8 protein-coding genes are annotated in these 10,886 nt (G+C 39.5%); all 8 read right to left on the bottom strand.

The genetic code is table 11. The features are described from left to right. Nucleotides 1–122: 122 nt before the first annotated feature. The 8 genes from fliD to H4J50_RS02800 all read right to left on the bottom strand — a co-directional run bounded on the left by fliD (nucleotide 123) and on the right by H4J50_RS02800 (nucleotide 10,881). Nucleotides 123–1,544 (bottom strand): flagellar filament capping protein FliD, encoded by a 1,422-nt coding sequence (fliD, locus tag H4J50_RS02835; protein WP_182254323.1) that lies wholly within the window; start codon nucleotides 1,542–1,544, stop codon nucleotides 123–125. 85 nt (nucleotides 1,545–1,629) lie between these two features. Then, entirely contained in the window at nucleotides 1,630–2,058 is a 429-nt protein-coding gene (locus H4J50_RS02830; protein ID WP_182254321.1) for a flagellar protein FlaG, read from the bottom strand. 162 nt (nucleotides 2,059–2,220) lie between these two features. After that, entirely contained in the window at nucleotides 2,221–3,402 is a 1,182-nt protein-coding gene (locus H4J50_RS02825; protein WP_182254319.1) for a flagellin, read from the bottom strand. 621 nt (nucleotides 3,403–4,023) lie between these two features. After that, the gene (locus tag H4J50_RS02820; protein WP_182254317.1) at nucleotides 4,024–5,202 is read right to left on the bottom strand and encodes a flagellin; all 1,179 of its coding nucleotides are present in this window, start codon (nucleotides 5,200–5,202) and stop codon (nucleotides 4,024–4,026) included. A 304-nt stretch (nucleotides 5,203–5,506) separates the two neighbouring features. Continuing rightward, complete coding sequence (gene flgL, locus H4J50_RS02815) at nucleotides 5,507–6,712, bottom strand: flagellar hook-associated protein FlgL (RefSeq protein ID WP_182254315.1); 1,206 nt, start codon at nucleotides 6,710–6,712, stop codon at nucleotides 5,507–5,509. A gap of 8 nt (nucleotides 6,713–6,720) precedes the next feature. Further along, on the bottom strand, nucleotides 6,721–8,721 hold the full coding sequence (gene flgK / locus H4J50_RS02810) for a flagellar hook-associated protein FlgK (protein WP_182254313.1): 2,001 nt from the start codon (nucleotides 8,719–8,721) through the stop codon (nucleotides 6,721–6,723). 52 nt (nucleotides 8,722–8,773) lie between these two features. After that, complete coding sequence (flgJ, locus tag H4J50_RS02805; RefSeq protein WP_182254311.1) at nucleotides 8,774–9,766, bottom strand: flagellar assembly peptidoglycan hydrolase FlgJ; 993 nt, start codon at nucleotides 9,764–9,766, stop codon at nucleotides 8,774–8,776. A gap of 17 nt (nucleotides 9,767–9,783) precedes the next feature. Then, complete coding sequence (locus H4J50_RS02800) at nucleotides 9,784–10,881, bottom strand: flagellar basal body P-ring protein FlgI (protein WP_404842732.1); 1,098 nt, start codon at nucleotides 10,879–10,881, stop codon at nucleotides 9,784–9,786. Nucleotides 10,882–10,886: the final 5 nt, after the last annotated feature.

Below are 10,886 nucleotides of genomic sequence, written 5' to 3'. Positions count from 1 at the left end.
AACGGGCTAGTACCATTCGATTATCTCATGCATTGCCTTGAACAATTGAGCAAGCCAAAAATTGACATCAATTCTTTACTCCCATGGAATATAAAGCTTAGCTAAGTGCTTTCCCCAGACGTTCACGATTCTCTTACTACACCTGGCAAGTTATCAAGCTGTTGCTGTAAATAACTACTAGTCGCATTCAAGTTAGATACTAGTAAATCCATGGCATTATACTGTGAGAATAATCGAGCTTCTAGCGCATCAATTCGTCTGGTAAAAGCTTCTCTTTCATCATCAAGTTTTGATAATTGACTATTTTTACTGTCAATTCGTCCTTGAATAATACCATCAGATTCCGTGTAAAACTCAGTTAAGGTTTTAAGTGATGCTGCAAAACCTGGCGTCTCATCAGAGCCAACAAAAAAGTTTTGTACGCCGTCAACATTCAATGCTATTTGTGCGTCTAAGTCATCAGTATCTAATTCAAATTTGCCAAATCGGTCTGAACGAACACCTAACTGGTTCAATGTTAAACTGTCACCACCGGTACTTGAAAATGAACTGCTTAGTTCTTGACGCAGTTTACTCATTACGCCTCGTAACAAAGAGTCACCGGCAAGCGGGCCCGCTGAACTTTCACCCGATTGTCCGAGTTGCTTACTCAGATCTACAAGCGCGTTATAGCTAGTAACAAATTCTTCAAGACCTAATTTTATATTACTATTGTTTTCGCTAGTTATAGCAATGCTTGGATCGTCATTTACATCATGCGCTTTCTTGGCGGTAATGGTTATACCATCAATAGCGTCAACAAACTCATTAGTACTATTGGTTACAACCAAGGATCCATCTATGGTTATTTGAGCGTCTTTTGCCTCACGAACTTCTGTTAGGTTTGTTGCCCCTGTATCATAAGCTAAGCGGGATAGTCCGACTTTGTCAGTATTATCGGGGCCAAGAATATCACCAGGCTGTGCTACTTCGGCGACGGTTACCGTTATTGCATTAGCAAGACCGGTTTCTTTGCTCGTTAAAACAAGATGTTGACCGTTATCATCGGTGATAATAGTCGCAGATATAGAGGTGTTATCTAAACTGTCGTTGATAGCATCACGAATATCACCCAGTGTGGCAGTCGCTGATACATTAATATCAAAACTTTCGCTGCCTGACGATAAAGTCATTGTACCTTCGCCAACAGCTTCGCTGCTTCCAAAAGCATCCGAAACTAGTTTATGAGGAGTGGCGATTTGATCAACATTGATAGAATAACTGCCTACCTCAGCGTTTTTGGTACTACTTAACGAAACAAAACTATCAGAGCCACTGGTCACTCTTTGTTGGTACTTATCCGCACTGGCTAAATTATCTATGGCATCAGCAACACTTTCTAGCGCTCCTTTTAAAGCACCAACAGCAGAAATATCTGTTGTTATCGCAGCCTGACGGCGGTTTAAGCGACCTTCGAATGGCGCACGTTCTGCCCCAACAATCGCATCAACGATTTCAGAAACCTGAAGGCCTGACCCTATACCTGTAAATGCAATATCTACCATAATTTCACCAAATTTTGTTGCGGTAAGCTTTTGTTATAAGTATACCTGAATAAACAATATCCATTAATCTAAGTTTTAATAGCTGTTATATTTCTGTATCTATCAAGCTACCTGTTGCATTAGATAATTTAGAAATAATAGCCAACACTTCTTCAGAAGGGTATTGCTTAATTAAATCACCCGTACCTTTATCTAGTACTTTAATAACGTCGCGTCCCGAATCTTTATCAACTAAAAACTCTAGACTTCGGTTCATTTCGCCCATAAATTCTTGCAATTGCTGCGCCACTTTATCTAACTGTTCAGGTGTCATTGCTTCCGCTTTTTTCGCTTCACTTATACGATCGGTCTTTTTTTCTTCTAGAACGGAGATATCTTTAGCTAAAGTGTTTTTTTCTACTTCTTCAGTATCTGGCTTCTTTATATTTTTTCGCTCGGCCTTGTCATTTACTAATTCAACGTTTGTTGAGTTATTTGAATTAACAGAGGTATTGACGGTGTTAGATACATTCATCTTTGACTCCTTTATCACCTTAATACATTAATTCTATGACGATTATTAACGCTATTTTAAGGCACAAACTTCATTAACTATAAAAACACAAAAAGGAAGAGGTGTTGTGCCCCTTCCTTAACTTATGCTACTAACATGTTTATGTTAGTGTCACTTCGAGGCTTAACCTAACAAGCTTAATGCGGCTTGTGGTAACTGGTTAGCTTGTGACAAGATTGACGTACCTGCTTGTTGCAAGATTTGGTTCTTAGTCAAGTTAGCTGTTTCTACTGCAAAGTCAGTATCTTGTATACGGCTACGTGACGCTGAAACATTTTCTTGGATGTTAGCAAGGTTACTAATCGTGTAACCAAATCTGTTTTGAAGTGCACCCAAATCAGAACGCTGTTCATCAATTTGTTTCAAAGCGGCATCAATTGACGTAAGTGCTAATTGAGCACCAGTATCATCTGAACCACTAATGTTAATTGAATTTACAGCTGTACCACCAACTGCAGTGTCTGCGCCACCTAAAGTGCCAGCGCCAGGAGCCGTATCAGTGTTAAAAATACCAGCACCGGCTGCGATACTACTACCTGCCGTAACAGCAGTTACTTCATTTGTTGAGGTAAAAGTAATTGAACCAGAACCATCAGAAACGGCTCGAATACCTAAACCACCTACATTCTCATTAACTGCATCAATTAAGTCATCTGTACCTTGACCAACACCAATGTCGAAAGTTACCGTGTTAGTACCCGATGCAGTTGTAACAGCAAAGGTCAGTGTTTCAGCAGCAGCACCTACAACAGCATTATCAAATCCCGCTATAGTAAGACTTTGACCAGATACTGTGCCTAAATCAGTCGCTTTTATGCTTGACAGACTTAAGTCTATTGTTTCATTAGCGTTGGCACCAACTTGGAAGCTTTTAGATGTAAAAGTACCATCTAATAATTTTTGGTCACCAAAGCTAGTAGTATCCGCAATTCGTGTTAACTCTGTGTTTAATGATGTCACCTCTTTTTGAAGTGCATCACGGTCGGCTGCTGAGTTTGAACCGTTAGCCGCTTGCAGTGCTAAGTCACGCATACGTTGTAATATATCTGTTGATGCTTGCATAGCACCTTCAGCAGTTTGTGCCATTGAGATACCGTCGTTAGCATTACGTTGAGCAACACCTAAACCATTAATTTGCGAAGTTAAACGGTTTGAAATTTGTAGACCAGCCGCGTCATCTTTAGCACTGTTGATGCGCATACCTGATGATAAACGTTGCATTGAGGTTTGTAGATCACCGCCTGATTTAGCTAGGTTACGTTGTGCATTAAGTGATGCTGTGTTTGTGATTACTGATAAAGCCATAATAAAACTCCTGATTACAATATGTAATGCGTTAGTTAGTTAGTACATCAGGGGCTTTGTTAAAATCATCAAGCTCCCGTTCTATAAATGGTAACGGCAGTTAAAATAATAACTTTAATTTTTTTACAAAAAAATATAAATCTACTAAAAAAAATAATTAAACATCTCTTGAAAAAGCGCATAAAACCCTATTAATAAGGGCCTGTACGATATTTTATTTATATGATTAAATTTAATAAATAAAACAATCAAGCACCTTCAATTTTTTCAAATAGGCATAAAAAAGTGCTTTATACCTATATATCCTAGCTTTTATCGACTTTACTAACTTACTTTTCAAATTCATTAACGTTATCTGACCATAGTTATCTGACCATAGTTATCTGACCATATATAATAGTAAGTAAGTAAGTAAGTAAGTAAGTAAGTAAGTAAGTAAGTAAGTAAGTAAGTAAGTAAGTATTATGTTTCCTTCAGCGGCAGTATAATTTCACGACTCTATATATACATTCTGCTTAATCACTCTCATTCATCTGTTTAATAAGCTAAAAAAAAGCAAAAAAAAAGCTGAACAATATGTTCAACTCTTCAACTATTTTTACTTTTCTTTTCAGGCAACTATTAACCACCAAGTAAGCTAATTGCTGCTTGTGGAATCTGGTTGGCTTGCGCCAAAATAGACGTACCTGCTTGTTGCAATATTTGATTTTTGGTCAAATTAGCTGTTTCTACTGCAAAATCTGTATCTTGTATACGGCTACGTGACGCTGAAACATTTTCTTGAATGTTAGCTAGGTTACTAATGGTATAACCAAATCTATTTTGAATCGCACCCAAGTCAGCGCGTTGTTCATCTATTTTTTTCAATGCCGCATCGATTGATTCCAGTGCCGCTTGCGCACCAGTGCCATCAGCACCACTGATATTAATTGCATTTACTGCCGTGCCACCAGTTGCTGTATCTGCGCCACCTAGCGTACCCGCACCAGGAGCTGAATTAAAAATACCCGCGTCACCCGCGACACTACTACTGGCCGTAACGGCTGTTACTTCATTCGTTGATGTAAAAGTAATTGAGCCTGCGCCATCAGAAATAGCACGAATACCTAGCGCACCGACATTATTATTTACTGCATCAATTAAATCGTCAGTACCTTGACCTACACCAACATCAAAAGTTACCGTATTTGTACCCGATGCTGTGGTAACAGCAAAGGATAAGGTTTCAGCAGTAGCACCAACAACGGTGTTATCGAATCCTGCAATAGTAAGGCTTTGACCCGATACCGCACCTAGATCAGACGCTTTGATACTTGATAATGACATTTCGATTGTTTCATTTGCATTAGCGCCTACTTGAAAACTTTTAGTACCAAATGTGCCATCAAGTAAAGTTTGATCACCAAATTTAGTTGTCTCTGCAATTCTTGTTAATTCTGTTTGCAAAGCAGTAACTTCTTTTTGTAATGATTCACGATCAGCTGATGAGTTTGACCCATTGGCAGCTTGCAGAGCTAAATCACGCATACGTTGCAAAATTTCGGTTGAGGCTTGCATTGCACCCTCAGCGGTTTGCGCCATTGAAATACCATCGTTAGCATTACGTTGGGCAACACCTAACCCATTAATTTGAGATGTTAATCGATTTGATATTTGCAAACCAGCAGCATCATCTTTAGCACTGTTAATACGCATACCTGATGATAATCGTTGCATAGCAGTAGCTAAGCCATCACCAGATTTAGTCAAGTTACGTTGAGCATTCAATGATGACGTGTTAGTTATTACTGATAAGGCCATGATAGACTCCTAGAAATTTAAATTATCTTTAACATAGTTATGCGTTAGTCGGTTTGCCTTTTGTATCAAACTTCCAACACTGTATATTTCAGCCCGTGTTTATATTTACTAAAACTCACATGACTAAAAAAATGTATGCAATGCATTTGGGCTTCATTGGCCTTAACAGCCAAGTTTTGCGATATAGGTTTACAACCTTTTAACGCCAGTTTTCTGTTTCTTATTTAGATAAAAGCAACATCTGTACCAAAATTAACCAATGGATTCTAATCACCTAATATAATGTACAAAAATAGGTGATTCGTTATCTAATATAATTAAATAAATTCAAACCCTGTATTTGAGTAAAGGTTTGCTGCGCGGCTTGTAGGGCTATTTTTGATTGTTCAAAAGTAGATATTGCCTTAGCGAAATCTAAGTCTTCAATTGCAGATCTGCCTGATGACAGATACAAGGCAGTATCTAAGTTATTATTTTTTTGACGGTCAATAACTTGCAAATTAATGCCTGATTGCGCTCGACGAGACGTTAGGTGATTCATGGAATCACCTAACTGGTCAATAATTCGATTAAAATCAACTTGCACTTGTGGATCTTCGCCGGCACCGGCCTTGGTATTTATCCAATCAATGGCTGAATTTATCGTGTCAAAAACACCAATATTTTGTTCAGGCGTAAGTGATAAGTTATCGCCCGGCAATGGATTGCCGCTTAATTTAACTTCAATACCGTTAAAGGCAATGGTTTGCCCTGGTGCGTAACCGGTAATATTAGTTACGTTGCCCGCACCGTCAGTAATGGTTAAGTCAGTGGCCGTGGTAAAGTTAAATGTGAAGTCTGCTGGGTTTGTTGCGCTATTGTAAATACTAGCATCTGCAACAATGGCACTTTCAACGGCTAAACCTGAAGTGTTGGTGTTATAAGTAGCAGAAAAGTCACCAATAGCATTTGGTACTTTTTGAAAGACTTGTTCACCACTTTGGTTAGTGGCAATTGAAACGTTCTTTGCTATTTGCAGCTCTCTAACACCATTATCGCCGCGATAGTTCACCGAATTATCTGTTTGTTGCACAAATGGTGCATCATCAATTTGGTAACCTGCAAAAACATAACCACCCGATGCATCTTTGGTATTAGCAATATCAAGTATTTGCTGTAAGCTTTGGCTAGCCTGCTGACCAATAGAAGCAAGGTCATCAGCTGTGTACACACCATTATTGGCTTGCAGCATTAAATCTTTTAATTCATTCATAATACCTTCAGCATTCGCCAACGTAGTATCGATTAAACTATTTTTATTTTCTGCTTGAGTAATATTACGTTGGTACTTATCAATACTGGCAAGATCATTTTTATAACCTGCTAACGTACCAAAAGCTACAGCATCATCTTTTGCTGTAACAACGCGCTTGCCAATGGAAATATTATTAACTTGCTCGTTAACGCTGGCCTGCTGATTAGACATCTGCAAACCACTTTGAATATAAAATTGTGCTGTAGAAACGCGCATAATAACTCCTATCTAGTAGCTGCTAATAAGGTATCAAAAATGGTATTTGCCACTGATATTATCTGTGACGACGCTTGGTAGGCTTGTTGGTATTTCAATAAATTTGCTGCTTCTTCATCAAGATTTACCCCTGACTTAGATTGATTACGGTTATATGCTTGGGTAAACAACGCCTGTGCTGTATTAGCCACAAGTTCTGCAGAACTTGCGCTCGACCCAACTTCAGCTGTTGACGTAGCTAATGCTTGACTAAATGTTTGTTTGCCGCCACCAAGAATTTGCTGCTCTTGCGTTGCTGCCATTTGGGATGCATTACTGGCGTTACCTGAGCCAAAAGCGTCTGATACGGTAAATTTCTCACGGGCTAATGCCCCTTGCCCCACTGGCAAACCTGCTATTTCAATTTGAAAAGCGGTGGTGGCTGGTGAAGGTGGCATATCAATAACAGCTGTTGCGCCCGCTGCAAAGCTACCACTGGCCAATGTCGCTGCCGGTGGTGGATTAGCCGCGTCGTAAACTCGATAATTAAACGTGCCTGGCACACTTTCATAAACATCGACCGTTAAACTTGCATTGGTACCTTTGGTAAAAGAGCGAGCAACTTCTGGGTCTGTGACATTAATAATACTTACAGCGCCATTACTGATGTTGTTATCATCCGCCTCAACCTCAATAGCAGAGCTTGCTGCAATGCCTTTAGGATCGGTAAGCGTTACCTGCATTAATGCAGCGCTATTTTCTGTTGGTCGAAGAGTAAAGCTGTCGTCAGCAATTGGTGTGCCTGAGTTAACTTTAAATTCAAAGCCAAAGTCTGTTGGATAAACACCAGGAGACGAAGCAACCAAAGTCGTTGTAGAGCCATCTCGAGGATTAGTCATTATGTAATCTGTGCCATCATACTTAATGGTAAATTCATTAGTTGGGACTAATGAAACGTCAGTAATTGTTAAACCCGCTTCAACGTTGCCAGAATTTTTTGACGAGGCTAATACCCGAGAGTTTTGTAGATTAGTCGCATTGATATCAGTAAAAATATCTAAACCTTGTTTAGCATTTAAATCTAGTCCTTTGGCTTGCGATTGATTTAATGTTTGTGAAACAGCCATAGCTAAACGATTCAGTTCGCTGCGCGCATTAGCCACATGCTCGTCTCGATATTCTATTTTAGCGGCAATAGCTCCACCGAGTTTAGTAGCATCTAGTGCGACTTTGCCATTGCGACTATTTAATTGTAATTTTGTTTGTAATGGATCCGGATTTCCAGCCTCAACACTCACCGTTAAAGGCGTAATACCGGCTACGAGTGTTGCGCCATTACCGATCATCACCGTCATAACGCCATAAGTATCTTCAATGGTACTAACTGAGGTATATTCACCCAATTGATTAACCAGTTGATCGCGTTTATCTAATAGACTATTAGGCTGGCCAGTTAGGTTTAAATCTTTATTTTGTAATATTTGTTCGTTAATTTTCGCTAAATCAAGCGATATTTGCGATATTTTGCTCGCCATTTGCTCTATTTCGCCGTTAGTCGACTTTTCAAGCTGATCGAAATTATTATTTAAACTATTAAAATCTTTTGATAATACATTAGCTTGACTAAGAGCGATATTACGTAAACCAATATCATTTGGATTGTCAGCGATGCCATTAACCGCTTGATAAAAACGATCAAGTGATCCTCTGATAGCCTCAGTTGAGAATGACATTATTTCGTTTAATTGGTTAAGATCTACACTAATGGAATCAGCATTACCCAAGTTACTTTTGTTGAGTAATTGTTCTTTATAGGAAAATTGATCGTAGAGGCGTGTTATGTCTTGTACATATGTACCCGAGCCAACAAAGTTACCACCGTTATAATTGCCAACCGCTGCAACCTGTTCAGTACGCTGACGGGTATAACCTTCGGTATTTACGTTAGCAATGTTATTTCCTGTAGTCGCTAACTGTTGCTGCGCGGACAGTAAACCACTTACACCAGTTTGATACAGATTAATCGACATGACCTAAACTCCTACAGTAACCTTAATTTCAACAGTGTAATTACCGATGAACTTATTTATTTAATAAGCCAGTTACTGTCCGAAGTGTTCCCATTATCTTTTTAGCGTAATCAGGGTCGGTAGCATAACCAGCACTTTGTAGGTTATGCAAAAATTGCTCCACATCTGTAGATTTTTCTAATGCACCTTGATAACGATCACTTTGAGTGAGTAAATTCAAGTAATCATTAACACTTTGACCAATAGACTCATACACCCTAAACGGCTCACGTTTTTTCACCATGGCGCCGTTTTCAAACTCTAAGGTTTCTTTATGGGTTTTCTCACCAGCCCAACGGCTATCAGCTTTAATATTAAATAAATTATTCGAACTCTCACCTGAATCAGTTTTGATAATTTTTTGGCCCCAACCAGTTTCTAGTGCGGCTTGGGCAATAACCACTTCAAATGGTACATTAATTTTGTCTTGCACGCGTTTAGCGTCGGCTGTTAAGGCAGTAACAAAATCTTTTGGCTCTTTAAATGCAGGGCTTAGCAACATACTCGAAGCTTGGGCTGCGATTGAGCCATTTGTTTGACAATCTTTATTAGGATCCTGATTCGCTGACGAGTCTTTGACTAAACTTACTGTATTTACCAATGAAGGTTCGCTAATGCGAACACTGCCGCGACTATCCAGGTTGCCGTCACTACGTAATATTGTATGAGGCGTAAAGTTTTCACTGTCGCCACCAAGTTGGCGAACAATTAACGGTGCAAGACCTAAAGCGCCATTATTAGATAGTTCGAGCGACATTTGTTGGTCATGCATGTCACGATAGAATTTGGTTGACTCAGAGTTCAGCGGGCTGTCTGCCTCTAACACGGCTTGCGCTTTACGCATGCTTTTCATCAGCATTTGCATAAAAATAGCTTCAAACTGCTTTGCAGCTTGTTCTAATGCATCTTTTTTGCTGGCACTATCACCCGACTTAGCGTCTTGACGAATCGAGTTTAAGCCGTTTATGTCTAAAAAGTTTTGTGCATCTGCAATACGTGTTGTCATAGTTACTCCATTGATCATTAAATAATGATCAAATTCCCACGTAAAGCGCCAGCTTGATCTAACGCTTCGAGTATGGCCATAACATCACCAGGACCGGCACCAACTTGGTTTATCGCCCGTACTAATGCATCTAAAGTGACACCGGGGTCAAAAACAAACATACGAGAATCGTCTTGCTTAACGTCAATAATAGATTGATTCGTTGCCACCGTTTCACCTTCTGCAAAAGCGTTAGGTTGCGAAACCGCTTCAATCTCATTAATGGTAACGGTAATACCACCATGAGTTATTGCCGCAGGAAGTAAACGTACATCAGCACCAATAACAATGGTACCAGTACGTGAATTAACAATAATTTTTGCTGACGGTGAGCCAGGTTCAAACTCTAAATTTTCTAAGGTTGACAAAAAGCTAACGCGATCAGCGGCATCTCTTGGAGCGGTAACTTGTACTGAGGCAGCATCTATTGCACGTGCTGAGCCAGAAATTAAATTATTAATAGTGTCTGAAAGTCGTTTTGCCGTGGTGAAATCAGCATTGTGCAGATTAAATGTAATATGATCGCCAGCGGTAAATGGTGATAATACTTCTCGCTCAACCATAGCACCATTGGCAATTCGCCCAACCGTTGGCGTATTAGCAATGACTTTTGAGCCATCGAGCCCTTCAGCACCTAAACCACTTACAATTAAGCTTCCTTGAGCAACGGCATAAGCATTGCCATCAAGCCCCATTAATATCGTTTGAATTAATGTACCGCCACGTAAGCTTTTTGCACTCCCCATTGAAGAAACCGTAACATCAATTTTTTGACCTGGTTTTGAAAACGCAGGTAATTCGGCATGTACGGCCACAGCAGCAACATTCTTAATTTTAGGTTTTAAGTTTGCTGGCATGGTAATACCAAAATTGGTTAGCATGGTTTTGAAGCTTTGCTCAGTAAAAGGGCTTTGCTCGCCTGTGCCAGGTAAACCTACCACTAAGCCATAACCAATAAGTTGGTTGCTTCGCACACCAGCTACATCGGCTAAATCTTTAATACGCTGAGCATTTGCTTCGGGTAAAAAAAGCAATACGATTAAACAAACGAGACTATATAAATATTTTTTCATCATATTTT

Origin of the sequence: Colwellia sp. 6M3, assembly GCF_014077595.1 — a bacterium.
GTDB lineage: Bacteria > Pseudomonadota > Gammaproteobacteria > Enterobacterales > Alteromonadaceae > Cognaticolwellia.
Note: the sequence above shows the minus strand (reverse complement) of the source record. Positions and strands in the feature narration are given on the sequence as shown.

Excerpts from the sequence above, each read along its gene's own strand:
- fliD (WP_182254323.1), bottom strand. The coding sequence starts at position 1,544 with ATGGTAGATATTGCATTTACAGGTATAGGGTCAGGCCTTCAGGTTTCT.
- H4J50_RS02830 (WP_182254321.1), bottom strand. The coding sequence starts at position 2,058 with ATGAATGTATCTAACACCGTCAATACCTCTGTTAATTCAAATAACTCA.
- H4J50_RS02825 (WP_182254319.1), bottom strand. The coding sequence starts at position 3,402 with ATGGCTTTATCAGTAATCACAAACACAGCATCACTTAATGCACAACGT.
- H4J50_RS02820 (WP_182254317.1), bottom strand. The coding sequence starts at position 5,202 with ATGGCCTTATCAGTAATAACTAACACGTCATCATTGAATGCTCAACGT.
- flgL (WP_182254315.1), bottom strand. The coding sequence starts at position 6,712 with ATGCGCGTTTCTACAGCACAATTTTATATTCAAAGTGGTTTGCAGATG.
- flgK (WP_182254313.1), bottom strand. The coding sequence starts at position 8,721 with ATGTCGATTAATCTGTATCAAACTGGTGTAAGTGGTTTACTGTCCGCG.
- flgJ (WP_182254311.1), bottom strand. The coding sequence starts at position 9,766 with ATGACAACACGTATTGCAGATGCACAAAACTTTTTAGACATAAACGGC.
- H4J50_RS02800 (WP_404842732.1), bottom strand. The coding sequence starts at position 10,881 with ATGATGAAAAAATATTTATATAGTCTCGTTTGTTTAATCGTATTGCTT.